Annotated in this window: 22 protein-coding genes and 3 tRNA genes; 20 read left to right on the top strand and 5 right to left on the bottom strand. The window is 44.4% G+C overall.

Going from position 1 to position 25517, the window contains the following annotated elements; all coding sequences use genetic code 11:
- Positions 1–6: 6 nt before the first annotated feature.
- From GT1_RS15545 to GT1_RS15480, 14 genes are all read left to right on the top strand, one after another.
- Positions 7–1368: a class I SAM-dependent methyltransferase gene (locus GT1_RS15545; protein ID WP_188399487.1), complete on the top strand. Its 1362-nt coding sequence runs from the start codon at positions 7–9 to the stop codon at positions 1366–1368.
- Positions 1369–1469: 101 nt separating this feature from the next.
- Positions 1470–3056 (top strand): glycosyltransferase family 9 protein, encoded by a 1587-nt coding sequence (locus GT1_RS15540; protein WP_188399486.1) that lies wholly within the window; start codon positions 1470–1472, stop codon positions 3054–3056.
- A complete protein-coding gene (locus GT1_RS15535) occupies positions 3049–4239 on the top strand; it encodes a DUF5672 family protein (protein WP_188399485.1) in 1191 nt (396 codons plus the stop codon). Before GT1_RS15540 ends, GT1_RS15535 begins: the two co-directional genes overlap by 8 nt.
- 49 nt (positions 4240–4288) lie before the next feature.
- Positions 4289–7114 (top strand): LicD family protein, encoded by a 2826-nt coding sequence (locus GT1_RS15530; RefSeq protein ID WP_188399484.1) that lies wholly within the window; start codon positions 4289–4291, stop codon positions 7112–7114.
- On the top strand, positions 7111–7542 hold the full coding sequence (locus GT1_RS15525; protein WP_223226296.1) for an adenylyltransferase/cytidyltransferase family protein: 432 nt from the start codon (positions 7111–7113) through the stop codon (positions 7540–7542). Before GT1_RS15530 ends, GT1_RS15525 begins: the two co-directional genes overlap by 4 nt.
- Positions 7543–7553: 11 nt before the next feature.
- Complete coding sequence (locus tag GT1_RS15520; RefSeq protein ID WP_188399483.1) at positions 7554–9869, top strand: HAD-IA family hydrolase; 2316 nt, start codon at positions 7554–7556, stop codon at positions 9867–9869.
- 122 nt (positions 9870–9991) lie between these two features.
- Positions 9992–10864 carry a glucose-1-phosphate thymidylyltransferase RfbA gene (rfbA, locus tag GT1_RS15515; RefSeq protein WP_376742010.1) on the top strand — a complete coding sequence of 291 codons (873 nt, stop codon included), beginning with the start codon at positions 9992–9994 and terminating at the stop codon, positions 10862–10864.
- A gap of 29 nt (positions 10865–10893) precedes the next feature.
- On the top strand, positions 10894–11457 hold the full coding sequence (gene rfbC, locus GT1_RS15510) for a dTDP-4-dehydrorhamnose 3,5-epimerase (protein WP_188399481.1): 564 nt from the start codon (positions 10894–10896) through the stop codon (positions 11455–11457).
- A 16-nt stretch (positions 11458–11473) separates the two neighbouring features.
- Positions 11474–12493, top strand: a complete 1020-nt coding sequence (rfbB, locus tag GT1_RS15505; protein ID WP_188399480.1) for a dTDP-glucose 4,6-dehydratase — start codon at positions 11474–11476, stop codon at positions 12491–12493.
- Positions 12490–13320 carry a dTDP-4-dehydrorhamnose reductase gene (gene rfbD / locus GT1_RS15500; protein ID WP_188399479.1) on the top strand — a complete coding sequence of 277 codons (831 nt, stop codon included), beginning with the start codon at positions 12490–12492 and terminating at the stop codon, positions 13318–13320. The genes rfbB and rfbD overlap by 4 nt, the downstream gene beginning before the upstream one ends.
- Before the next feature lie 20 nt (positions 13321–13340).
- Complete coding sequence (locus GT1_RS15495; RefSeq protein WP_188399478.1) at positions 13341–14363, top strand: class I SAM-dependent methyltransferase; 1023 nt, start codon at positions 13341–13343, stop codon at positions 14361–14363.
- 140 nt (positions 14364–14503) lie between these two features.
- Complete coding sequence (fliD, locus tag GT1_RS15490; RefSeq protein WP_188399477.1) at positions 14504–16108, top strand: flagellar filament capping protein FliD; 1605 nt, start codon at positions 14504–14506, stop codon at positions 16106–16108.
- A gap of 17 nt (positions 16109–16125) precedes the next feature.
- On the top strand, positions 16126–16479 hold the full coding sequence (locus tag GT1_RS15485) for a hypothetical protein (protein WP_188399476.1): 354 nt from the start codon (positions 16126–16128) through the stop codon (positions 16477–16479).
- Between the two features lie 12 nt (positions 16480–16491).
- A complete protein-coding gene (locus tag GT1_RS15480) occupies positions 16492–17127 on the top strand; it encodes a hypothetical protein (protein WP_188399475.1) in 636 nt (211 codons plus the stop codon).
- A gap of 210 nt (positions 17128–17337) precedes the next feature.
- Here the strand turns inward: GT1_RS15480 and GT1_RS15475 are convergent, their stop codons facing one another.
- From GT1_RS15475 to GT1_RS15460, 4 genes are all read right to left on the bottom strand, one after another.
- The gene (locus tag GT1_RS15475) at positions 17338–18915 is read right to left on the bottom strand and encodes an IS66 family transposase (RefSeq protein ID WP_188399474.1); all 1578 of its coding nucleotides are present in this window, start codon (positions 18913–18915) and stop codon (positions 17338–17340) included.
- 97 nt (positions 18916–19012) lie between these two features.
- Positions 19013–19369 carry an IS66 family insertion sequence element accessory protein TnpB gene (gene tnpB / locus GT1_RS15470; RefSeq protein WP_188399473.1) on the bottom strand — a complete coding sequence of 119 codons (357 nt, stop codon included), beginning with the start codon at positions 19367–19369 and terminating at the stop codon, positions 19013–19015.
- Positions 19359–19736, bottom strand: coding sequence for an IS66 family insertion sequence element accessory protein TnpB (locus GT1_RS15465; RefSeq protein WP_188399472.1), 378 nt, complete (start codon positions 19734–19736; stop codon positions 19359–19361). Before GT1_RS15465 ends, tnpB begins: the two co-directional genes overlap by 11 nt.
- A 223-nt stretch (positions 19737–19959) precedes the next feature.
- Positions 19960–20124, bottom strand: coding sequence for a hypothetical protein (locus tag GT1_RS15460; protein ID WP_188399471.1), 165 nt, complete (start codon positions 20122–20124; stop codon positions 19960–19962).
- A gap of 253 nt (positions 20125–20377) precedes the next feature.
- On the opposite strand from GT1_RS15460, the gene speE reads away from it, so the two are divergent.
- On the top strand, positions 20378–21226 hold the full coding sequence (gene speE / locus GT1_RS15455) for a polyamine aminopropyltransferase (RefSeq protein ID WP_188399470.1): 849 nt from the start codon (positions 20378–20380) through the stop codon (positions 21224–21226).
- A 115-nt stretch (positions 21227–21341) separates the two neighbouring features.
- Here speE and GT1_RS15450 read toward each other — a convergent pair whose 3' ends face one another.
- Complete coding sequence (locus GT1_RS15450) at positions 21342–22454, bottom strand: aminopeptidase (protein WP_304626425.1); 1113 nt, start codon at positions 22452–22454, stop codon at positions 21342–21344.
- 157 nt (positions 22455–22611) lie between these two features.
- Here GT1_RS15450 and GT1_RS15445 point away from each other — a divergent pair.
- From GT1_RS15445 to GT1_RS15425, 5 genes are all read left to right on the top strand, one after another.
- A tRNA-Asn gene (locus GT1_RS15445) sits at positions 22612–22687 on the top strand.
- Between the two features lie 3 nt (positions 22688–22690).
- Positions 22691–22765 (top strand) — tRNA-Glu (locus GT1_RS15440).
- A gap of 110 nt (positions 22766–22875) precedes the next feature.
- Positions 22876–22951 (top strand) — tRNA-Val (locus tag GT1_RS15435).
- A gap of 108 nt (positions 22952–23059) precedes the next feature.
- On the top strand, positions 23060–24706 hold the full coding sequence (locus GT1_RS15430; protein WP_188399469.1) for a PAS domain-containing sensor histidine kinase: 1647 nt from the start codon (positions 23060–23062) through the stop codon (positions 24704–24706).
- A 108-nt stretch (positions 24707–24814) separates the two neighbouring features.
- Positions 24815–25333: a transcription repressor NadR gene (locus GT1_RS15425; RefSeq protein WP_075758238.1), complete on the top strand. Its 519-nt coding sequence runs from the start codon at positions 24815–24817 to the stop codon at positions 25331–25333.
- Positions 25334–25517: the final 184 nt, after the last annotated feature.

The following is a 25517-nucleotide window of genomic DNA, read 5'->3' as shown; positions in this document are numbered from 1 at the left end:
GATAGGATGATGATACAAGAGAAGTTTGACTTTGAGGTTGAATGCTTTCATAAGACAAAGGATGAATTAATTGCTTTTTGTAGGCACTTTAATCAAGTCTTTTTATATGGGACCGGAGAATATGGCAAGCAATGTTTTTCCTTTTTAACAAAGCATAACATCGCTATAAAAGGATTTATTGTTACTCATAAACAAGAAAGCGAATGCTTTGGCTTGCCGATATTTGCGGCGGAAGAAATAATTCCCTCGCTGACTCCTCAAACGGGTATTGTGCTTTCTTTAAAGAAAACTTTCCGGGACGAAATAAGAAGTAAGTTCATCAATACTGATACTGTAAAGATTTTTGAAATGGAGGATAGCTTTTTTGCGCATTGTGCTTGGATATCTAAAATTGGAGAATTTCAAAAGTTTATTGCTGAAGCATTTACCAAAATAAAAGCTGGATGTCTTGAAAAGGAAATTATTGCAGGTAGAGATTTAATAACAGATCTTGCTATAAAAAGAGAACTTGCTAATAATCCTACTATTTTTCATTTGATTAATCTATTTATCTCTTTAACAAAGCATAAGGCAACAATAAAACCTATATTAACTGGTTTTGAACCCCCCATGAAGGTCGAATTATCCCAGGATCCATCATTAAATCAATACTTGCTTGAACATGTGCAAATCTATTGGAAAGGCATAGGAGTAAAAGAACCGTATTGGTCTGTATTAACTGCAGAGAAATTTTTCATAGATAATATTCAGTATACGAAAAAAGAATTTTATAATAGTGGCAAAGGTGATGTGGAGAAATTTCTTGTCACCTTGGAAAGAAATAATATTAGATTAGCTAATAATAGAACTTGTATTGATTTTGGCTGTGGTTTGGGGAGATTGACGATATGGCTGACAAGAAATTTCGATAAGGTTTATGGATGTGATATTTCTGATTCGCATCTTGAGATCGCCAAGCAGAATTTAGGTGGGTCGGGCATTTTTAATGCTGAGTTTTTTCAACTCCAAGAGCTGAATGATATTGAGCGTTTACCTAAAGTGGATGTCTTTTTCTCTTTAATCGTGTTGCAGCATAATCCACCGCCGATAATGTTGAAAATGCTTGAAAAACTAATCGGGCGTTTAAATACAGGGGGTATTGGCTATTTTCAAATTCCTACATACCGCCATAAATATCAATTTATTCTGGAAGATTACTTAGCGGCGACATCTAATGAAGAAAAGCGCATGGAAATGCATTGTATTCCTCAATTAGAGCTCTTTAGATTCTTTGAAATGCAAAAAGTTACTGTACTTGAGGTTATGGAAGATACCTATACAGGTGATCAGACTGGGCGGTCCAATACATTCTTGATCCAGAAAAACTAAGATACATTATTCGTTTTTTGCGTCTCCTGTTTGACGGTAGATTGATCAAGCTTTAAGAGACGGTGCACTGCAGGCTGTCACAATGGAGGTAAATGGTTTTAATGGATAAAGAAAATGCCAATCGTGAGGTTGAATACTTCAATCACACCAAAGAGAGTTTGATCGAGTTTTGTAGAATGCATAAGCGAATTTTCTTATATGGTGCTGGAATATATGGTGAGTGGTGTTTTCATTTTTTAAAAGAACAAAATATTCATGTGGAAGGATTTCTAGTTACTGATAATCCTAACGTTGAGTATCTGGGTATTCCTATATATCTGGCAAACGAGAAAATACCATTGATGTGTTCTGAAACAGGTATTATATTCTCCTTAAAAAAGAGCTTTCGCGAAGAAATAAAAAATATGCTTATCAATGTAAATAATGTGGATTTTTTTGAAATAGAAGATTGTTTTTTTCAACAGTATCAGTTAATACGTATGGTTGAAGCCATCCAAAGAAACGGGCTAGAAAGTATTCCTGTAAAACTTGAAAAAAAGTCAATGGATTGGCACAAGATTTTGGTCATCAGGTTAGACGCTATAGGTGATATGATTTGGACAACTCCTTTTTTTAGAGAATTAAAACGAAATTTTCCTGAGTCTGAAGTTTCATTGGTAAGCAGAAAGGATATTTCTCTATTATTAGCAGCATGTCCCTATATAGATAACAACCTCATCTATGATTGCACTTTACATGAAGGGGCAATCTCTATTCAAATGGAGAAACGGGCAAAGTCATTTGCAAAACAGTATTTGCAAACGGAGAAATATGATGTTGTTTTTTTACCGAGGCATTTGCCAACGAGCCCGTCAGACTGTCTGGAGAATGTTTTGCTGGCATTATATAGTGGTGCGAAATATCGTGTTGCTAGGGCTGACTATGTAGAAGAGGCAGAGAAGAGACTATGCGACAGGTTAGAGAATTTATTTTCTGTTGTTGTAAAACATGAACAAGAGGAACATGAAGTTTTACGTACTTTGAGACTTTTAGAAGCTTGCGGCGGCAGGATTGAAAATAACAAAATGGAAATCTGGCTGCATGAGAAAGATATTGATTTTGCCCATAATTTGCTAAGTAGAGAAGACGGCTGGCCGATTCTTATTGCTGTTGCGCCAGTTGCCAACAGTAAACTTCGTTCTTGGGATTCTGTAAATTATATTCATGTTATCAATGACATTGCGAAAAGATATCGCGAAAATGTTCGGTTCGTTTTATTAGGAGGAGCAAATGCCAGTCATGTACATGATCTTGTGGCAATCAGCCAGTTAGATAATGTATTAAACTTAATTAACAAAACGACGTTGCTGCAAACGGCAGCAATAATAAAAAATTGTGATATGTACCTAGGCTCAAATACTGGGCTTCTGCATATGGCATCTGTATTTGAAAAGCCTATTATTGAGATTTCAGCGTGCCTGCGCAATGGAAAAAAAACGGGCCTGCTGTCCCCAGAACGAACAGGCGCATGGCGTGTACATAGTGAAGTTATCCGGCCCACAGGCTTGGATGAATGTAAAGATTGGTGTAGGAAGCCGTATGCTCATTGCATAAATCAGATTACGATTGAAGAGGTTCTGATAAAGTTAGAGCAAATGATCACGATGCTTAAAAAGCAGAGATGTACCACAGGATGCAATCATGAATAAATTAGTAGCTGTCGGAATTCCTATCTACAAACCTAGACTAAATAATTTTGAAAAAATTTCTTTGCAACAAGTGAAGGGGATTTTAGGTCGGTATCCTATCGTGTTTATAGCGCCGGAATTTTTACAATTTCAGTATGGTTCCGAATATAATCATTTTACTGTCGAGCGCTTTCCTGATCAGTATTTTCAAAGTACGGCTTCGTACAGTCAATTGCTTCTATCCAAAGAATTTTATCAACGCTTTTGCGATTATGAGTTCTTATTGATCTATCAATTGGATGCATTTGTTTTTTTAGATCAATTAGAAGCTTTTTGTCAAATGAATTTTGATTATATTGGTGCCCCGATTCCCCGATATTGCTGGCCACAGACAGAGTTATTTTCCAAATACAAGAAAAGTGTGGTTGGAAATGGCGGAGTATCCTTAAGAAAAATTAAAAGCATGATTCGAATTCTAGATAGGAAGGAAGAGCTTTATTCAGTTCCTTTCTTAGAAAAGGAGTTTAATAAGGCAGAAGACTTATTTTTCTCTTTTTGCGGCAGTAAGCGAGAGTTTGCATTCAAGGTTCCTTCAGTGCGTGTAGCTTCGCAGTTCTCAATAGAACATGCTTTTAGTAAGCGTGTTTCAACATTACCCTTCGCATGCCATGCTTGGCATAAACTTCATTTTGACAAATGGAAGCCACATATAGAAACATATGGTTACCAACTGGATGCTTTGCAGGGCGAAAATTTAGGTCAAACATTATTACAGTATGAAATGATAAAATTAAAAAGAAGATTGTCTAAGTATCTATCAAAGCGAATTATTCGGGCGGGAAGGTTGGAACGGCTTCAGCGTGCCATTGACAGTCATCTTAATATAAACAAACGGTATAGAATCTGGGGCGGCGGGGAAGATGGCAGACGGTGTGTGGGTTTGTTACAGCGGGCCAATGTTGCTATTGAGTGTATATATGATTCGAGGGCTAAGGAAGATCAATGTGTATCCGGTATCGTATTACGAAAGCCTTCTGATCATGAAATAAAAGAAAAAAGGTCAATGATTATCATTGCCACGAAGACTTACGGGCAGGAAATCGTTGACCGGCTAATAAGCCTAGGACTTGAAAAGGAAGCAGACTTTTTGTTTTTTGATGAGATTGAACAAGCAATTGTAAAGGATTATTACATCAATACATAGCGTTATTGTTAGCCTATAGGGCTAATTGACTGACAGGAGAAGAAATACCATGGCAGTGCTAAATACCAGTTTCTTGAAACTAAGAGAGCATACAGTTGTGATCACCGATGTTGAGCAAGATATTCGCCGATATATACAAAACGGTTATAGTTATTATGATGAAATGATCAAGGACGATGTCCGCTGGGATGTGTTTTTCCACTTGAGTTCTCTACGCGCCTCGTTGCTAAACTGGTATGAGTTTAATCTAGACGGCGCTGTGCTGGAAATTGGCGGCGGCTTTGGCGCATTGACCGGGTTGCTGTGCGAACGGTGCGCACAAGTGACGGTGACGGAAAGTTCATTGTTCAGGGCGGAGGCTATATGCGCCAGATATTCCGACAGGAATAACCTGCATGTCTATGCCGGAAACTGGTATGATATAGCCTGGGCTCAGCAGTTTGATTATATCGTTATTGCCGGCAGCTTAGGGCAGGTTTTGGGCCATGAATCTCAGGCCGAGTGCCTGCGCAGCGCAGCCGGATTGTTGAGACCGGGCGGCAAGCTGCTGCTGGCGGCGGATAACCGCTATGGAATCCGCTATTTCTGCGGCGCTCCCGAGCCGGAGACGGGCAGAGCTTTTGACGGTATCAACCGGAAGGCAAGCAGCAGCTCTTTTTCGCGGCAGGAGCTTATTGATATGGTGATGCAGGCGGGATTTTCTCATTATCAAATGTATTATCCGCTTCCTGATTATAGTATTCCACATTTGATTTATTCTGACCGGTATTTACCGGAAAAAAATATAGGGGAACGTTTGATCCCCTATTATCCTCGTAGTGACACACTATTAGCTTACGAAAAAGATATCTACGACGATATTATTGATAATCAGGTATTTACCTTCTTTGCTAATTCTTTTTTGCTAGAATGCAGCTATGACACGAAGCTTTGTCCGGTTATCTATGCGACCGTATCGGCTGACAGAGGGCGGGAGCGGGCTTTTGCCACCGTAATTTATGATAATGGGACGGTAAAAAAGAAGTCATTGTATCGTGAAGGTGAGGAAGCAACCAAGGCTCTCTATCGTCATATTCAGGAGTTGCATCAGCGGGGAGTGCCGGTTGTGCCACATCGCTGGGAGCAAGGTGCATTGGTGATGCCTTTTATTCAAGGGCTGACGCTATCGAATTATCTTAAGGAAATTGTCAAGACAGATACGAGGCAGTTTTTACAGATACTTGATCAGTTATATACATGGATTCTGGCCTCTTCAGAGGCGGTGCCGGCGGAGTCTAACGCTTTGTGTAATGAAGAGACAAAGCAATTGGACTGGGGGATTATCCTAAAGACGGCATATTTTGAGTTGATTCCTCTAAATAGTTTTTTCGTTGATGATCAAATTCTTTTTTTTGATCAGGAATTTGCTGCGGCGAATTATCCAGCCAAGTATGTCTTATTTAGGGCGCTACGCAATTTATATTCCTTTGCGCCTCATATTGAAAGCTTTGTGCCATTATGCGAGTTAAAGGATAAATACCGTATAGCAGAGCTGTGGGATATCTTTATGGCAGCGGATAATCACTTTTTGGCTGCTGTACGCAAGCATGCCACGTATTCGCAGTTTTATCGATGGGCCCAGGTTGACCGGCGGCAGATGCAGCGTAATGCTGAATTGCTGGGGGCCGGGGAGCGTATGATGCCTAGCTATCACGTGACAGAAAAGATGAAACAGATTTGGGCGGTGCAATTCGATCTCCTCAATACCATACAAGCAGTTTGTGAGCGAAACGGCCTGAACTATTTTATGATTAACGGTACGCTGTTGGGTGCGGTGAGACACAAGGGCTTTATTCCGTGGGATGATGATATTGATATCGCGATGCCCAGAGTCGATTACGATAAACTGCAGGCAATTGTCGCAACAGAACTTTCGGCACCTTACTTTTTACAAACGCCGGAGAATGATCCTGGCTGTTTTTATGGCGGTTACTGCCGGCTGCGAAACAGTAACACGACTGCTATTGCTCTGCGGGATATCGGCCACGACTGCAATCAGGGAATTTGGATTGACATTTTGCCGCTTGATGATTGTGTGGCGGATCCTGAGAAGCGGAGGAAAAAAATCCGGCGGATCAGAAAGGTGCAGCGCCTGTTATATGCTAAGGTATATGGGGATGATTGCGATACATTTATGCATCTGGATGAAGAACAGTGGGACCATTACCGCCGTCAGGCGAAGCGGTTTACCCATCAGCATTTGTGCCGACGATTGCAAAAGGCACTAACACTGTATCGGGATGCTGCATCAGACTACCTGGCAATATTTGCATTAAACGCGAAATATCAGATATTTGTCAAAAGTGATTTTGTGGCAGAGGTACCTCTTATGTTTGCTGGAAGGGAGTTTGCCGCACCAGTCGGCTATCAGCGTTGCCTGGAACTGTCAATGGGCAAAGACTATATGGCCTATCCCCCCATAAGTGAACGCAAGCCACGGCATATAGGCATTTATGCGCCTGCTATTCCTTTTTACAAATACAACAAGCTGTTTGCGAATACATTCCGTGATGCAACAGCTAAGACTATTGTGGTGTTTGGCGCCGGCATGATGTTTGAAGATTATTGGCGTAAATACGGAGAACGATACCGGCCGGTCTTTCTAGTAGACAATGATCGGGCAAAATGGGGAACGGAGAAGCAGGGGCTTGTTATAAAAGCCCCCCAAGAACTATTGCGTATTTCTTCGGAAAATCTGTGTTTGATTATTTGCAGCATGCACTATCGCCAAATTGAAGAACAACTCAGGGAAATAGGGATTTCTGAATACCGTATTTATATCCAGGAAAAGCATTGGATATTGGAGGCAGAGGAACAAGAAAGGAGTTTTACATGATGAAAAAGGCATATCAAGTAGGGTATTGTCCGGGTTCGTTTGATTTGTTCCATATGGGACATTTAAATTTACTGCGTCGCTCCAAGGAGCGCTGCGAGTACCTGATTGCCGGAGTTGTGAACGACGACTTATTCCGGTTTTTTAAGGGGAAGGATCCGTATGTTCCGTTTGAGCAGCGTCTTGCGATTGTAGAGGCGATCAAATACGTTGATAAGGCTGTGGAGGTGTCTTTACAAAATACGGATAAAATTGACGCATGGAAGCTTTATCGTTATGATTGCCATTTTGCTGGCGGCGATCATGCGCAGCATTGGGCGGAAGAAAAGCAATATTTACAAACCGTTGGCGCAAATATGGAGTTCTTTCCGTATACGCAAAGTATCAGTTCCACTAAGATAAGGGAATTAATCGAGCGCTCTTTACTTTAACGGGGGTCGGAATGCTTTATTCATTTGATATTTTTGATACACTAATTACAAGAACAACGGCAACACCCAAAGGGATTTTTGCTATAATGCAGGAACGGCTGATCTCTGATGAAACGTACCGGGATATTTCTGAATATATCAGATATAATTTTTTTTCCTTGCGGATATATGCGGAAGAACTGTCTATATTTTTCTGTAGGCGTAATGGGGATGAAGATACCAGCATAAAACAAATCTATGAGACGATTGGTCGAACAGGTAATCTGAGTTTGGCTGAAGCAGAGCAACTTATCTGTCTGGAAAAAGAGATCGAATATGATCATGTTGTTGGTGCAACAGCTAATATTGCTAAAGTGCGAGGGTTGTTGCAACAGGGACAGCGTGTTGTATTGATTTCAGATATGTATCTTGAGGCCGGAACGATACGAAGGTTGCTGGTGAAGGCAGACCCCCTTTTTGCGGAGATTAAAATATATGTATCATCAGAATACAAAAAGGGTAAAGGCTCAGGTAATTTGTTTCGTATAGTTAAGCAGTGCGAAAACGTAGAATATAGTGACTGGATTCATTGTGGCGATAATCTTGCTTCCGATATAGAAGCAGCCAGAAAGTTGGGCATTCGGACGGAGTATTGCCCTTCCGAGGCATTAATGGATTGTGAGGTTAACGCACTGAAGCACGGAGAAATGAATAGCTTTGTACAATTAACTCTGGGAACGGCGAAAAATGCCCGTTGGATGCATAGTTTAACCGGGACTGCTGCTTTCGGATGCTCTGTTGGTGGGGCGGTTTTATTTCCCTATGTATGGTGGGTGCTTCAGCAAAGTATTGCCAATAAGATTAAGCGGCTTTATTTTATTGCGCGGGACGGATATGTTTTAAAAAGAATCGCGGATATCATTATTGAAAAGTTGGGTTATGATATTGAAACCCATTATATATATGGCTCGCGTAAAGCATGGAGAATATCTTCATTTAGTGAAAGCAATGATGACACGCATCGATTTGTTGAGGCGTATGACTCGATTAAAGATATCGGGGATTTAGCAAATGTTTTTCAGATTCCGGTTGCGGACTTTAAGCATTTTCTTTCCGATCCTTATGATAAAACAGATACTGTACTCACACCGCAGGTTGTTGGTGCACTGGGGAGGAGATTGAACGGCAGTGCGGCATTTAAGCAATATTTATGGGACAGGCATAAGGATAAGCGAGCGTTGACAATTGCTTATCTGAAGCAAGAGATTGATACAAGTGATCATGCGTTTGCATTTGTTGAATTATTTGGTAGTGGCCTGACTCAAGAGTGCTTGGGCGCTATGATGCAGGACTTTTATGACGGAATAAACACGACTTTTTTTGCACACGTATTTTGGTCTAAAGATACAGGAAAGCAGCGTTATTGGAGCTTTTTCCCCAATAAGATTGAGGATTTTGGCTTTTTTATTGAGTTGTTGTGCAGAGCTCCGCATGGTCAGACAGCTGGCTACAGGATGAGTGAAACTGGTAGGGTTGTGCCTGAAATACAGGAAACAGAAGGGGATATTCTGGTTAATCAAGGCTTCGACCAATATATGCGGGGGGTTGAGGCTTTTGCCGGAAGATATGCTGATCTTATAGCGAATACTGCAATTCGAGTGGAAAATCTTACTCTGTTTTTGCATTTGATGGAGTATATTGTACAAACACCTGATGAGGAGATGCTTTCTTTTTTAGGTGATATGCCTTACAGTGTGAGTGGCCGGGATCATTCGATTGTTCGGTTTGCTCCACGCCTATCCTGCGAAGAATTGCGGTCCTTATTTTTATTGCGGACGCGAGAGCCAATAAGGACATATTATCAAGGGGCAAGTCTTAAATATTCATTGATGCGCTGCACAGAGGGTGAGCGAAAGCAAATTGAATTCTATCAAGCACATCATGATTCCTGGCTGGGCAGGCTGGCTCGCTGGTGGCAGCAAATAAACGGAAATGATCCGGCATATCCCTATCTGGCATACGGGTTCCCATGTGAGGCTTTGGCAGGGCGAGTTGTCTTGTATGCGGCGGGAAAAATGGGCTGCGAATTGTATCAAAAAATAAAAAGGTCTAAAACGAGCACGGTGATCCAATGGGTGGATCAGAATTTTGAGAAATATCGGGAGCAGGGACTGCCGGTATCGCACCCTGATACGATTGGACAGATAGAATATGATCAGATCGCCATAGCTGTGCTGGATAGCGATCTGGCGGATGTAATACGTAGCAGTTTAACCCGGAAAGGGGTTGCGCGAGAAAAGCTTATTTGGTTGGATGGAACTTATGAGAGCGTGTGCAAAGAACGATGACGAGCAAATTGTAAGCAGTATTGCACTTGTTGGATAGCGTAATCAATTCTTCTCGGATTATTTCGTCATCATATAATATTTAGTATTATTTATTTTGGCTGCAAATTACAGGAGAACAAGTGATGACTAGAAAAGGCATTGTTTTAGCAGGCGGTGCGGGTACGCGCCTGTATCCGGTTACGCAGGCTGTCAGTAAGCAGCTACTGCCGGTTTATGATAAGCCGATGATTTATTATCCGCTGACTGCCTTGATGTTGGCCGGTATCCGCGATATTCTGGTGATTACTACGCCGCATGAGCAGCAAGCGTTTATCAGGCTGTTGGGCGACGGGAGTCAATGGGGGCTGAGCATTTCGTATGCGGCGCAGCCTTCGCCTGACGGTTTGGCACAGGCGTTTATTATCGGCGAGCGTTTTATTGAGGGAAGCCGCTGCGCCTTGGTACTGGGCGATAATATCTTTTATGGACATAATTTTAGCCAACTGGTGCGCCAGGCGGCTGAGCGGGAAGCCGGTGCGACGGTATTCGCTTATTTGGTTAAGGATCCGGAGCGTTATGGCGTTGTGGAGTTTGACACGGTATATCAGGCTGTTAGCTTGGAAGAAAAACCGCGTCAGCCTAAATCGAGCTTTGCTGTTACCGGCTTGTATTTCTACGATAGACACGTGGTTGAGCTTGCCAAATCGCTGAAACCATCGGCGCGGGGGGAATTGGAAATTACCGATTTGAACCGGCTTTATTTGGATCAGGGTACTTTGCAAGTGGAGATTATGGGGCGGGGTTATGCATGGCTTGATACTGGTACGCAGGAATCGCTGCTGCAGGCCGCACAATATATTGCGACGATTCAGGAGCGGCAAGGGCTGATGGTTGCCTGTCCGGAGGAGATCGCTTACCGGATGGGGTATATCACTAAGGCGAAGCTGGAAGCGTTGGCAATGCCGATGAGCAAAAACAGTTATGGGCAATATTTGCTGCGGATAGCAAGTGAATAGGCCTGCAGCGGAAAGGGTGCGATGAAAAGGTGAAGGTTATGGAAACCGGCTTGCCCGGTGTGCTGGTTATTGAGCCGAAAGTCTTTGGCGACAGCCGGGGATTTTTTTTAGAAACCTGGCAGCAGGAGCGGTATGCTTCGTATGGTATTGCAGCTTCGTTTGTCCAGGATAACTTGTCTTTTTCTGTACGGGGGGTTTTGCGTGGACTTCATTTTCAAAATCCAAATCAGCAGGGGAAGCTGGTGTCTGTCATTACCGGTGAGGTGTATGATGTAGCGGTTGATGTACGTATTGGCTCGCCGGATTTCGGCAAGTGGACAGGGGTGTTCCTGTCGGGGGACAATCACCGGCAGCTTTGGATTCCGCCAGGCTTTGCCCACGGTTTTTGCGTAGTAAGCGAAACGGCAATTTTTAGTTATAAATGTACGGATGTCTATAATCCGGCAGCGGAAGGCGGCATTGCCTGGGATGATCCGGAGATTGGCATTACCTGGCCGGTTGCGGATGTGACTTTATCCGGTAAGGATGCACTGTATCCACGGCTGCGGGATATTCCGGCGGGCAGGCTGCCGGTATATGGAAGGGATAATTGAATAGGGGGGGAACGTAATGCGGCTGATGGTTACAGGCGGGGCCGGTTTTATCGGCAGCAACTTTATCCGGTACATGCTTTCGCAGTGTGAGGAATACACGATTATTAATTACGATGCGCTGACTTATGCGGGAAACCTGGAAAATCTGCGGGACTTGGAAAGAAACCCGGCCTATACGTTTGTTCGGGGTGACATTACGGATGCGGTGCTGGTTGACCAAATTGCCGGCAGCGGCATTGACGCTATTATTAATTTTGCCGCCGAATCGCATGTTGACCGCAGTATTGACGATCCTGGAATATTTGTGAAGACTAATGTTTTGGGGACACAAGTGCTGCTTAACGCAGCGAGAAAAAATGGAGTAAGCAAATTTATCCAGGTTTCCACCGATGAGGTATATGGTTCATTAGGCAATGAGGGATTGTTTACTGAGACGAATCCCTTGGCTCCCAACAGCCCGTATTCTGCCAGCAAAAGCGGTGCCGATCTACTTGTGCGCTCCTATCACGAAACCTATGGTATGGATGTCAATATCACGCGCTGCTCGAATAATTATGGCCCTTATCATTTTCCGGAAAAATTGATACCGTTGGTGATTACCAACGCGCTGGAGAACAAGGAAATCCCTGTTTATGGAGACGGTTTGCAAGTGCGGGACTGGCTGCATGTGAAGGATCATTGCGCGGCCATCGCTTTGGTGCTACAGTCCGGGCGGAGCGGCGAAATGTATAATATTGGCGGCAATAACGAGCGTACGAATCTGCAGATTGTTAAGACGATCCTTCATGAACTGGGCAAACCGGAATGTCTTATCCGTCATGTGGGTGACCGGCTTGGCCATGATCGGAGATATGCGATTGATGCGGCAAAAATCCGGTCTGAGCTCGGTTGGCAGCCGCAGTACCGGTTTGAGACAGGAATCCGGGAAACGGTTGAGTGGTATTTGCAAAATGAGCCTTGGTGGAAACGCGTAAAATCCGGCGATTATATGCGCTATTATGAAAAAATGTATGGTAGCAGGCTGGTGAAAGCATGAAGGTATTAATTACTGGGGCGAACGGGCAGTTGGGCCGGGCGCTTGTAAAGCGTCTGCAGGGGTGCCAGATTTTGGCGTTAGGCTCGGCGGACATGGATATAACGGATTGTAAGAAAACCTTTCAGACGATTGTTTCTTACAGGCCTGAAGCGGTTATTCATGCTGCTGCCTACACGAGTGTTGATGCGGCTGAGACTGATGTTCATTTGGCGTACGCTGTTAATGCCATTGGTACGCAGAATGTTGCCGCCGCATGTTTGGAATGTCGCGCTAAGCTGGTATATGTCAGCACCGACTATGTGTTTGACGGTCTGTTGGGCAGGGCTTATCATGAGTTTGATCAGACAAATCCGCAGTCGGTTTACGGCAAGTCGAAGCTGGCGGGAGAGAGGCTGGCCAGGCATATCGTTAACCGGCTGTTTATTGTCCGTACTTCCTGGCTGTACGGTGACGGCAATAACTTTGTAAAAACCATGCTCAGGCTGGGACAGGAAAAAGAGGAACTGAGAGTGGTCAATGATCAGTATGGCTGTCCCACCAATGTGGCGGATTTGGCCGGTGTTATTGTGCAACTGATTGAGGGGAAACGGTATGGGGTGTATCATGCAGCGAATTTCGGTGTAACAACCTGGTTTGATTTTGCCCGAAAGATTTTTGCATTGACCGGCAACCAGCAGATACGGCTTTTGCCTCAGAGCACGAGCGAGCTGGGCAGACCGGCGCCGCGACCGGCCTATTCTCCATTGCACAATTTTATGCTTGAATTAACGTACGGCCAGCAAATGCGGCCGTGGGAAGAGGCGTTAAACGAGTATTTGGCGATCTGATTTTTTATTTTGGAGGTAATATGAATATTATAGAAAAATTTAACCGGGCAACCGCTCTAATGAACGAAAATAAATTAGAGGAAGCGGCAGAAATATTTCTCTCGCTAAATATGACAGAGCTAGCTCCATTCTGTTATTATCGCCTTGCCCAGATTTCGAACATGACGGGTGATCCGGAGGTTGCCTATAATCTTTATTACAAAGCATTTACTGCAAAACCGGATTTGGCCGCCACCCTTTACGGTAAGGAGCATTCAAGTTTTACGTATGTTTTTTCAGGGATGAAGGAAGAAAAGGAAATTACTGACTGCCCTTTGTGCGGAAGACAAGGTAGTCCTCGCTGGACATATCCCTTAGCAGAGGCTGGCGGGTACAATCCTTTTTTTAACCCTGTCCGTATGTGGATGTATTGTGCGGATTGCAACCATATGTTTGCCCGTCATTTTCCTGAAAAGCTTTTTCTTCATAATGATTCTCCAAGGAATGCTAATCCAGGTTTTTTCGCTTATTATTCCAATGTCCTGCATAAAATTAGGCAATATGCACAGGGAATGACCCTGTTTGAAGTAGGGATCGGTGCCGGTGAGTGTCTGTTGTCAGCCAGGGAAATCGGGTATGAATGTTTTGGTATTGATGTTATACCACGTCATGTGGATGAGTTGCGTAATAAGTATGGTTTGGACGTGGCGACATATGATTTTGTCGAATATGAGACCGATAAAAAATGGGATGTTATTATTATGGGTGATGTGTTGGAGCATGTCAGCGATCCAATACAGGCCATAAAAAAGGCGGCAGATATACTGACTGAGGATGGGGCGCTATGGGTTTCCACTCCGAATTTTGAAAGTGCTTTTTCCCAGGCAGTCGGACACAATGACGCTATGCGCAGGCAACAATACCATGTTAACTATTTCTCGCGGGAATCATTTTATATGTTGCTTGAGAAAGCAGATTTGATACCTGTGGATTATCATATATCGCAGCACTATAACGGCTCTATGGAAGTTATTGCTGTAAAGTCATCCCGTATAAAAAAATAATATGGGATACGAAAAAATACAAGGAGACGATTCTTGAGAAGTACTAAAGATTTTATAAATATTTTCGATATAATAGGTAAGAGTATGCAGCTTTAAAACTTTAAGCAACCAGAAGCATGGATATAATGGGGGGAGAATATATGGCAATTCGTACCTATGGTTTAAGCGGTTCAGGTATGGACATTGACCAAATGGTCAAGGATTTGATGAAAGCGCGCCGGGCGTCCTACGATAAAGTATGGCAGCAGAAAACCCAGGTTGAGTGGAAAAAGAAAGATTTTAATACGCTATATACACTGACGCAGGATTTCCGCAATAAAGTTGTTTTTGATTTCCGCAAACAGAGCAGTCTCCAGCCTAAGGCGGTTAGCTCTACGAATGAATTGGTGGTTTCGGCCACGGCTAACGGTGATGCCGCCAATGTGACGCATTCGTTGATAGTAAAAAGCCTAGCGGAAGGAGTTACCTGGACAAGCTCCGGGAGTATCACCGCTACCGGCAAGTCGAAAGATTCGCTGGTGAAGCAGTTTGACAGTGTCACCGGTACGGGTGATGCGGCCACCATTGCTATCACAGCCGGCAGTACACTGGATTTTACTATTAATGGTAGGCAGATCAAGCTGGATGTCACAGAAAAGACTTCGCTAAATGATGTTGTCAGCCAGATTAATAATGCGGGGGCTGGTGTCAAGGCCAATTATGATGCCACTTTGGACAGGTTCTTTTTGTATTCCGATAAAACAGGTGCTGCTGCCGACATCGATTTTACCGGCAGTTCGCCGGATGGCCTGAAGTTTTTAGCCAATAACCTGCAATTGGGTTCGGATATGGTAAGCGATCCGGATAAACAAAAAAGAAGCGGTAAAGACGCTCTTATAATTTTGGATGGTGTAGAGCTTAACCAAAACTCTAATGAATTTCAAATCTCGGGTGTTTCCTATAATTTAAAGAGCGTTAGTGCCACGTCGGGCACAGATGCCGACGGCAATCCTATTTATGTTTCCACTCAAATTAATGTTAAAGCGGATATTGAGAAAACAATTGCCAACGTGAAGGCGTTTGTTGAGGATTATAATACGTTCCTTTCCGTATATAACGGCGAACTGAGGGAAGATAAATACCGCGATTTTATGCCGCTGACTGACGCGCAACGGGCGGATTTGAAGGATAGCGAAATCACGGCCTGGGAAGCCAAAGCCAAAAGCGGCATGTTGCGGCAGGACCCTATTTTGAACCAGACAGTCAACTCGTTGCGGCTGAGTTTTGTTGAGCCGGTGAAAGGCTTGACCGGCGCATACCGGAGTGCGGTAGATATTGGGATTGGCACCGGTGCATATGTTGATAGTGATGGTAAGTTTAACGCTGCTGATTCTAAAAATCCCGGCAAGTTATATGTTAATGAGAAGACATTAAGAGAAGCTCTGGAAGAAGATCCTGACGCGGTATTTAAGATTTTTGGCACCAGCGCCGATACGGCTGAGGATAGCGGTGTGGCCAATCGTTTATACAGCCAATTGAATACCGCCATGAGCCAGATAAAGGATGAAGCCGGTTTGCCTGATGCTGTTGATGTTCAGAGCAATCTCGCCAAACGTCTGACATCGTATAGTGACCGCCTGACAAGTATGATGAATAGCCTGGCTGCTGCTGAGGAACGGTATTATAATCAATTCAATGCTATGGAGACTGCCTTATCCCGCCTAAGCTCGCAGAGCTCCTGGCTAATGCAGCAGTTTAGTCAGTAATAATGGGCGAGGAACACATGGTGAATAGCTCGCAGCGAACAGCGGCCGAGTTATGGCAGGACTATTTATTTTTGTCACGCGAGATGCTGAAGTTTCTTGAGCGGAAGGAACATGAGCTTTTTTTTGAACTGATGAGCCAGCGGGAAGCTGTGCAGCATATGCTGGATGAGCTGGCGAAGGACGACTTTAAGCATACGGCGCAAGGCCAGGCATTGTTCTTAGAGCTCCGTGGCTTGAATCTTAGTATTACGCAGAAGGTTCAGCTGTTTCTTAACCATGCAAAACAGAAGCATAGTGCTTCAAAAGCTTATGACGGTTACGGGGAGGCCGGGGGTGACGCCGGCAGCCGGTTTGATCGGCTTATAAAATAGCGGAGGGTAAGTATGACGGGAATGCGGACAATCACGGGGTTTGCAGCGGAGGGCTTAGCCAGTAGTTATGGCGCTAATTCCACAGCCGTTGCCGCGGCAGGAAAACAGGCCACTGCCGCACAGACCGAAGATGCCTTTTTTCAAATACAGCAGACTGCGGTCGGTAAGCAGATAACTGAGTTTGCAGAGTCTGTACAGGTTTTAAACCGCAGGCTGCGGGTCTTTTCTTCCGGTGGCATGTTTGAGCTTTATTATAGCAAGTCGGGAAGCGGTGAAGGTTTTAGCAGTTTGGCCCGTAATTCGCTGCGCAGCCTTGTTGATGCGTATAATAGTGTAAACGGCATGATTAAATCTTCCGGCTATGTGACGGAGGAAGGCAAGCGGCTGCTGGACGGTGTGCAAGGGTTGCTGCAAGGCAAAGAGGGTCAGGATTATTTGAACATGGGGCTTACGGTGGACAAAGACACTGGCATGATTAAACTGGATGAGCAAAAACTTGCCGGCTTCTTAACCGAGAATGCTGCACAAGCCAAAAAGTTATTGATGGATAAAGGATTCCTGGCACCTACGCTGCAAAATATTGTTCAGGATGTTTTGGGGAAGAAGGAAGATTATTATTTTTGTCGCCCGTTTTCCGTATATGTATAAGTGGGATACAAGGTGATGGTTTTGTCGTATCCAATTTAATAATGATAAAGAAGCAACATATCAGGGCAGACAAGTCATGTCTGCCCTGATATGTTGCTTAGCAGGGGATAAAATCCAATGGCCTGATGTTGCTTCCATAATTGGTTCCTGGCGTTCTCCATGGTAAGCGTCAAACAACAAAGTGGCTAGACAAAAATTAAAACCGGCTTCTCATTTGCCGGTTTTGGTTGAAGCGCATTTCTTTTGAATGTCTGGATTCCATGGAAGATAATCATCTAAACTATTAGGGTACTGCCGAAATGGAACGCCAGGTAAATCTCCCAAAATATACTCTAAATAATGGTGCGGGTTTAATCCGTTGGCTTTAGCTGTCTCAATTAAACTGTAGATGGCAGCACTTGCAGTTGCCCCTCTGGGGCTGCCACTAAACAACCAGTTTTTTCGTCCAATCGTAAAGGGGCGAATACTGTTTTCTGCCAGATTGTTTGAAATCGAGCAGTTTCCGTCTTTGAGATAATTCATCAACCCGGCTTTATGGTTTACTGCATATTGTATGGCTTCACTGGTTTTGCTTTTGGGAGGCAAGGTGTTTAGGGCGGAATCCGCCCATGACCAAAAAGCCTCTAACGCAGGTAGTTGCTTGGTTAGACGCTCCTGATGCCGTTCTTTTGCCGAGAGAGTGGCCAAAGCCTTTTCCATAGCAAATAGCTCATTGCAAAATTGTATGCCCTGGGCAGCCATCGTTGCTTCCGGCGATTTCACATCTTTCGGCAACACATCGACAAATTTTCTTCGCACGTGGGCCCAGCAGTAGCAGCGGACTATCTTCTCGACCTTGTCATAGCCGCGGTACGCATCGGTATGTAAATATCCTTGAAATCCTTTTAGAAATTTCTTTGGATAACTGCCTCCGCGCCCCGGCTGATACTCAAAAAGCCGAATGGGATGTGTCCCGTGTTGCCCTGTGCTGTAAACCCACATGTATGAGTCGGTCGTGTTTTTCCGTCCTTCTTCCTGCAACACTTGAATGGGTGTCTCGTCCACATGCAAGTAAGTTTCTTTGACCAGCTCCTGATGCAGGCGCTCTACGACCGGCAGCAGCCAATCACGCGCTGCCACCATCAGCCAGTTCGACATGGTAGCCCGGCTCAAGGTAACGCCGAGCATTTGCCATTCTGCTTCCTGCCGATAGAGGGGAATAGCATTCACGAACTTCTGGTGCATGATCCAGGCGAGTGTTGACGGAGAGGCTAAAGAGTGCAGAATCACCGGATCCGGCAGCTCTGCTTTTTCCATATAGGGACGGTCATTTTTTCGGCAATTCCGGCATTCTAAGGTTTCGCGATAATAATCAATGACCCGGACTTGAGCCGGAATAAATTCCAGCTCAGATCGGACAAATTCTTCACCCACTGCAACCAGTTCTGTGCTGCAGGTATCGCAGGAGCGGTCTCCTTCGAGCCGATGATAGACTTTTTTCACATGTTCCAAATGGCTGATTTGATCTTTCCGTTGGCCTTTGTACCGTTTCTTAGCAAATTTAGCCGCCTCTTCTTGTAAATCCGGCTCAGGCATTTTCGCATTTGCTTCCGTTTCTGCTTCATCAAAGACCGATGGCAGCTCATCAAAAAGAGACACCTGCTCCTTTGATAAGGAGGATGTCTTCTCGGAACGCTTGCCAAAGAGTTGTTTTGTCAAATAAGCTACTGTATCGTGCAGCCGTTTGTTCTCTTGTTCAAGCTCTGTTATGCGTTTTTCAAAAGCGTTCATCTGGTCCGAAAACGACATGTTATTGATTCCTCGGTACGATTTTTCTACTATATTATTATACCATAGAAACCGTAATAAACCTAGGAATTATAAGGATTCAACGGCATTTTTCCGTCTAAATCCATGCCGAAGTATCAAGTTTTTGTACCGCCTTGGGAGGATCCATGCACAGACCTTCTAATAGCCAGCGAAGTTGTTGAGAAGTAATGGTCCGAACTGCTTCGGCACTGTTTGGCCATTGGAAACGGCCTTTTTCCAGGCGTTTGTACAAGAGGACAAAACCGTCACCTTCCCATAGCAGCGCTTTCATTCGATCACGCCGGCGACCGCAGAACAAAAACAGGCTGTTTTGAAAAGGATTGAGCGCCCAGTGTTGCTTGATGAGCAATACCAAGCCGTCAATTGATTTTCGCATATCGGTGTAACCGCAGGCAATATAGATTTGATTGGCTTGGGTAATGTCACCGAACATGAGTGATAGCCTTTAGCGTATGGGCAATCAGTTCTGGCGATGCGCCATTACGAAGTTCTAATGTGGCCGAGCCTATGCGAAGAACGAGAGGTGCAGGCGCTCCGATAATAACCGGAGCAACTGAATCTGTTTTATGCAGAGAACCGGACAGTGTAACTGGCACAATGCTTAACTCATTGCTTCCACTCGTCGGCAAACGTTCACAGGCTGCCATACGCACACACCGCAGCCAATAGTAGTATCGTTTGGGATTAATGTTATTTTCAGCACACCAAGCGGAAACCGTCTGACCGCTGCTGCGGCACTGGCGGACGATCTCGATCCACTGGTTCAGTCGGTGTTGCCGTTTTACTTCCTGGGTATCCAACTCTAAACCTCCTTTGGGAGTTTTTTGACTTACTTTAAAAACTCCATATTGCGTTTAGAGTTATTATCCCATAGTCAATTCTGAGTTTCTATCCACTGCCTTTTTAGACGCTTACTCTCCATGTATAGTACATGTTCCTATTTCCCCGCATAAAAGAACAAGGCTCTTTTGTCATTTATCCGTATTACTTACGAATCAACAACGAAAGAGCTTTGTAGGCTTCTTACTCTAATGCAATTGTAGGTTCAGGCTGGGTGCGTCGACTGATGTGATAGGGCAACGTGATGAAAAACCAAATCGGCGAGGTAAAAATTAGCAAAAGCAAGAACGCGAAAAACAGCGGGCTGACAATTGCCAACGTCAGGTAAAACACCAGATTCTTGAACACAAGCTCACCCCCTCCCTTCGAATAGTAAGCCAAACGTAGAAAGGTAACTGGACCTGATAGGCTTATTATACACCATTATTATTGTGAAATAAAGTACAAATTTTACAATAAGCTAAAACTTTTTCAAATTTATTGGCTGTTTTGACGAATTTGTCTTTAAATAGAATAATTTGTATGATAAAATCTATGCTTAAACAAATTATATAAGGTAGAATAGATATAAGGTTAAAATAACGCAAGGAGGAAGCTATCCATGGAGTTGTGGTATACAGAATATCAAACCGAAAACTTGGGGTTTACCGTCAGGATAAAAGAAACACTTTATACAGGCCGGTCGCAGTTTCAGGAAATTGCGGTAGTCGATTCGTACGAATTCGGCCGGATGCTGGTATTAGACGGTGTTTTTCAAACATCTATTGTGGATGAGTATATCTACCATGAAATGATTGCCCATGTGCCGCTATGTGTACATCCTAACCCTAAGACTGTCCTGGTTATCGGCGGTGGTGACGGCGGTACGATTCGTGAAGTGGTTAAGCACCAGTCGGTCGAGGTGGCGGAAATGGTAGAGATTGATGGCACGGTGGTTGAGGTTTGTAAAAAGTATTTGCCGGAAATCAGTGTGGCGCTAAATGAAAGCCATCCGAAGCTGCGTCTTACAATTGGTGATGGCATTAAGCACATGCAGGAAGTGGAAAACAAATACGATGTTATCATTGTCGATTGTTCTGATCCTATTGGTCCCGGCGAAGGCCTGTTCACCCATGCCTTCTACCAGAATGTACATAAGGCCTTGAAAGCAGATGGACTGTTTGTACAGCAGACAGAGTCGCCGTTTTATCATCAGGAACTGATAAAACGGCTGCAAACCGATATTTCCTCACTGTTCCCGATTACGCGCTTATACCTGGCAAATATTCCGATTTACCCGAGCGGTCTGCACTGCTTTACCATCGGTTCCAAGCAGTATGACCCGGCTGCAGTCGATATCTCCCGGATACCGGAGATTGCCGATACCCGCTACTATAACCGGGATATACAAAAAAGCTGCTTTTCCCTGCCGAACTTTGTGCGGGAATTATTGAAGCAAGCTTACGTGTAACGGAAAAAGCGCGATGCCACACTATGACTGCTAAATGACAGCGGGAAAGGAAAGCTGCCGGTCATGCAGGCTGTTGTGAGGCAATCGCGCTTTTGGTAATTTACGGAGCAATGTACTACATCAGGTTTTCCGGATTTAGCCCTGCCAGTGCAGGCAGTACGAACCGGCCGTCTTTACGGATGAGCTTGTCGTCAAAGTAGATTTCACCGCCGCCGTATTCGGGATTTTGAATGCAGACAAGATCCCAGTGAATGGCTGATTTGTTGCCATTAAAGGCAACGTCATAAGCATTGCCGGGAGTAAAGTGGAAGCTGCCCTTGATTTTTTCATCAAAAAGAGTATCTTTCATCGGGGTTTCAATATAGGGATTAACGCCCAGGGCAAATTCGCCAATATAGCGGGAGCCTTCGTCGGTGTCAAATATTTTATTGATTTTTTCGCTGTTATTGGCAGTAGCCTTGACGATTTTGCCGTTTTGGAATTCCAGGCTGATATTTTCGTAGGTGAAGCCTTGATATACTGCCGGCGTGTTATAGGTAAGGACGCCGTTTACCGAATCTTTGACAGGCGCGGTATAGACTTCGCCGTCCGGTATATTTCTGAGTCCGGAGCATTTTACAGTCGGAATGCCTTTTATGGAAAAGGTGAGGTCGGTGCCGGGGCCGGTAATTTTGACTTTATCGGTTTTTTCCATAAGCTCAATTAAGGGGTCCATAGCTTTGGCCATTTTGGCATAGTCAAGGTTGCAGACATTGAAATAGAAGTCTTCAAAGGCTTCGGTGCTGCTGTTAGCCAGTTGTGCCATAGAGGCATTAGGCCAGCGCAAAATGCACCATTTGGTGTCGGGAACGCGGATGTCAAGATGTACAGGCTTAACCCAGTTTTGCTGGTAGCTTTGCAATTGAGCAGAGGGGACATCAGCCATTTCGGTAATATTAAAACTGGCTCTGATGGCAATATAAGCATCCATCTCTTTCATCCGGGCCTGTTCCCAGGAGGCAGCCAATTTCAGTTGTTCCGCTGAGGCGCTCATCAGCAGCGCGCGCTGTAACTGACTGTTTTTAATTTCGAGAAAAGGGATGCCGCCGGCGGCGTAAGCTTCATCAACAAGGGCTTTAGCCAGCGGAAGAGCATCGTCATACATTTCAATTAATATTTTTTCGCCAGGCTTAAGGCTGGTTGAATAGCCAATCAGGTTTTTGGCGAGAGTTTTGATTCTTGGATCCAAAATACGACCTCCTTACAGGTTGTTAACTATCCTATATCAGTATTTGATGTTTTAGCAAAAATATCCTTTGCATTTATTGGGCTATTACATAAAAAAAATGCCGTAAGTGCTTGCAATTTTATTTTTCCTAGTATATAATTCATTATGTCATAATAATTCCTCGATAGCTCAGTCGGTAGAGCAATCGGCTGTTAACCGATTTGTCGTAGGTTCGAGTCCTACTCGAGGAGCCATATGGCCCGTTGGTCAAGCGGTTAAGACACCGCCCTTTCACGGCGGTATCAGGGGTTCGAATCCCCTACGGGTCACCATAAGCAGCGAACCAGGTTCTCATGAGCTGATAGGCGAAATGAGAACCTGTGTAAGTCGCTTACTTCCGAGCGGAAGTGAGGAAGCGTATTCCTTGATCAATTAATTAAATGGGCGATTAGCTCAGCCGGGAGAGCGCCTGCCTTACAAGCAGGATGTCGGCAGTTCGATCCTGTCATCGCCCACCATAGAAAAGCTTCAGATATCATAATATATCTGAAGCTTTTCTGTTTTTTGCTTGTGAAAAAGCACACCAATGCCGTAACTTGCAGGAAAAGTATGAATTTTGGCGAATCATGTCAAAAAGGTGGTGGAATTTGGTGCAGCTTTCCAAATCTAAACATACCGTAGCGATGCTGTTTGTTGGTATAGGACTTTTAGTAATAATGTGTGGACTTATTGTGAATTATTATAATTATCAATACCAAAATGTAGTGGCAACTGAACGGGAACAGCTGGCTACAGTTGCCGAGTATTTGAACTTGTATTTTGATACTAAATTAATAGGTCTAAAAGTGTTAGCCGGTTCTCCTAATGTACGCAGTCTTGAAGTGGAACGGGTTCGCAGTGATTTGCTGTCAGCCGCCGCAGTGTTGGGAGTAGATAATGTTGCTGTATTTGACCCGAAGGGTAACTTAATTGCTGATTATTACTCCAACTCCGGTTCTGTACCGTCGGCGGCCGGCGATCCGAAGCTGGTGGAGACGTTTGCTGCACCACTGGCAGGGCAGACAGAGATATCCGGCAGGATCGTGCATCAGAGCCTGGAAAACGCTTATATAAACTTGCGGGTTCCTGTCATGAATGAGAATAAGGTTATTGCAATATTAGTAGCGTATGTACCGATTAGTGATATGTCGATGGCGCTTTTCCAGGGAAATATAGCCGAATGTCAGTATATCTTCATTCTGGATGCCAGCGGCCAGTTTATTTATCATTCGCGTCTGGCTGAATTGTATCCGGAAAACTCTTTATTAAAAGATCAGCTAAGTGGCCTGCTGTTTAACGGAGAAGGTGTAGTGCAATTTAATTCGATGGTGGATGGGGTAGACAAGCTGCTGATACATACTGCTTTGAATAATGCCACCTGGCAGGTGGCAACGGCTGTGCCTCTGCATGTTGTATATGCCAGAGTGCTGCGAGAATCCATGGATGATGTAGAGAATCTCCTGCTGCTCTTGGTTTGCTTTGGCCTCTTATATGGTGTGTGGCGGCAGGCAAAACGCCATGAGCGTGAGCGTGAGCAGCTCAGGCTGGAGCGCATGAAATGTGTTAACCAATTGGCGGCTGGAATTGCCCACGAAATCAGGAACCCGCTTACCTCCATAAAGGGCTTTATTCAGCTTATGGCCCGCCGTACCGACAAACCGCCAACGCCGGAACACCTGGAAATTGTGCTTGCTGAAATTGGCCGGATTGATAATCTGATCAGCGAATTTCAAATGCTGGCGCGTCCGCTTAAGGAACCGGTGTTTGAAGAAGTGAATATCTGTAAATTATTAGAAAATGTAGTTTTACTTATGGAAAGCCAATTGCATACTAAAAATATTACCTTGCAATTGCAGTTGCCTCAGGGACACTGTTTGACTTTTGGGGATATATCGCAGTTGAAACAGGTATTTATTAATTTATTGAAAAATGCCATAGAAGCTGTGCCGTTTGCCGGCATTATCAGTCTTGCCGTCAGCAGACAGCAGGATATGCTGGCAGTGACGGTGGAGGATAATGGTGAAGGCATTGCGGCAGCAGTTGTCGAAAAACTGGGAACTCCCTTCTTTACTACCAAAGAAACTGGTTCCGGTTTGGGGCTTTCGGTATGTTATCGCATAATCCAAAATCATGGCGGGACTATCAAGGTTTTTAGTGAGCAGGGGAAAACGACATTTACCGTGTTTTTGCCGGCGGCTGTTGAAGATGAAGCTGTTGAGGCGATATGCTGTTAGCAGTCTGCCAAGTTTAGATTTTTGGTGTATAATATAGTTATATATGCTAAAGCAGCCGGAGGGGAGCTGCGGTTTCACCAGAGTTGGTTTGGAGCGGGGGGTGTTGGTATGGAAGCAAAAGAACGGCGTGAAAAAATTGCCGGTTTGCTAAAAGCAAGCGGGCAGCCGATAACCGGTACGATACTGGCCAGACAGTTAGGAGTAAGCCGGCAGGTTATTGTGGGGGATATCGCCATTTTGCGGGCAGCAGGGCTTGATATCTACGCTACTCCTCAGGGTTATGTTATGTTACCGGCGACTGCCGCTCCGGCGGTTATTACCGCCAAATTTGCCTGCCGTCATGGCGTTGAGCAGATGGGGGAAGAACTGGCAATAATTATTGATAATGGCGGCAAGGTACTTGATGTCAGTGTGGAGCATCCGGTATATGGGGAGATTAAAGCCAACTTAATGCTGGCTTCCCGGCGTGACTTAGCCGAGTTTTTACACAAATCAGCAGAAGGCGGGGCTGCACCGCTTTCCCTTGTTACCGGTGGTGTGCATTTGCATACAGTGGAAGCCGCATCAACGGAAATTATGCAAAAAATCGCAGCAGAGCTTAAGAAAACCGGAATATTGCTGTACTAACTCTGGTTTATAAAAACAACGCTGTCAGTTTACGGAAGCTGACAGCGTTGTTTTTTTTTTGCTTTGGTGCTAAAACTAAGTTAGTTAGTGCAGATTATCTATAGTTTTTTAAAAAAAGTAGTTGTCTTTCACGCAGAAGAGAGCTATAATAGCTGACAAGACAGTTGTAAAGACATGGGGGTTT

The organism is Sporomusa sp. GT1, from assembly GCF_014634905.1.
GTDB lineage: Bacteria > Bacillota > Negativicutes > Sporomusales > Sporomusaceae > Sporomusa > Sporomusa sphaeroides.
This window is presented reverse-complemented; position numbering and strand designations above follow the sequence as displayed.

Excerpts from the sequence above, each read along its gene's own strand:
- GT1_RS15540 (WP_188399486.1), top strand. The coding sequence starts at position 1,470 with ATGGATAAAGAAAATGCCAATCGTGAGGTTGAATACTTCAATCACACC.
- GT1_RS15525 (WP_223226296.1), top strand. The coding sequence starts at position 7,111 with ATGATGAAAAAGGCATATCAAGTAGGGTATTGTCCGGGTTCGTTTGAT.
- rfbA (WP_376742010.1), top strand. The coding sequence starts at position 9,992 with ATGACTAGAAAAGGCATTGTTTTAGCAGGCGGTGCGGGTACGCGCCTG.
- GT1_RS15475 (WP_188399474.1), bottom strand. The coding sequence starts at position 18,915 with ATGTCGTTTTCGGACCAGATGAACGCTTTTGAAAAACGCATAACAGAG.
- GT1_RS15535 (WP_188399485.1), top strand. The coding sequence starts at position 3,049 with ATGAATAAATTAGTAGCTGTCGGAATTCCTATCTACAAACCTAGACTA.
- GT1_RS15530 (WP_188399484.1), top strand. The coding sequence starts at position 4,289 with ATGGCAGTGCTAAATACCAGTTTCTTGAAACTAAGAGAGCATACAGTT.
- GT1_RS15520 (WP_188399483.1), top strand. The coding sequence starts at position 7,554 with ATGCTTTATTCATTTGATATTTTTGATACACTAATTACAAGAACAACG.
- fliD (WP_188399477.1), top strand. The coding sequence starts at position 14,504 with ATGGCAATTCGTACCTATGGTTTAAGCGGTTCAGGTATGGACATTGAC.
- speE (WP_188399470.1), top strand. The coding sequence starts at position 20,378 with ATGGAGTTGTGGTATACAGAATATCAAACCGAAAACTTGGGGTTTACC.
- GT1_RS15545 (WP_188399487.1), top strand. The coding sequence starts at position 7 with ATGATGATACAAGAGAAGTTTGACTTTGAGGTTGAATGCTTTCATAAG.
- GT1_RS15430 (WP_188399469.1), top strand. The coding sequence starts at position 23,060 with ATGTCAAAAAGGTGGTGGAATTTGGTGCAGCTTTCCAAATCTAAACAT.
- tnpB (WP_188399473.1), bottom strand. The coding sequence starts at position 19,369 with ATGTTCGGTGACATTACCCAAGCCAATCAAATCTATATTGCCTGCGGT.
- GT1_RS15485 (WP_188399476.1), top strand. The coding sequence starts at position 16,126 with ATGGTGAATAGCTCGCAGCGAACAGCGGCCGAGTTATGGCAGGACTAT.
- GT1_RS15480 (WP_188399475.1), top strand. The coding sequence starts at position 16,492 with ATGACGGGAATGCGGACAATCACGGGGTTTGCAGCGGAGGGCTTAGCC.
- rfbD (WP_188399479.1), top strand. The coding sequence starts at position 12,490 with ATGAAGGTATTAATTACTGGGGCGAACGGGCAGTTGGGCCGGGCGCTT.
- GT1_RS15495 (WP_188399478.1), top strand. The coding sequence starts at position 13,341 with ATGAATATTATAGAAAAATTTAACCGGGCAACCGCTCTAATGAACGAA.
- GT1_RS15425 (WP_075758238.1), top strand. The coding sequence starts at position 24,815 with ATGGAAGCAAAAGAACGGCGTGAAAAAATTGCCGGTTTGCTAAAAGCA.
- rfbB (WP_188399480.1), top strand. The coding sequence starts at position 11,474 with ATGCGGCTGATGGTTACAGGCGGGGCCGGTTTTATCGGCAGCAACTTT.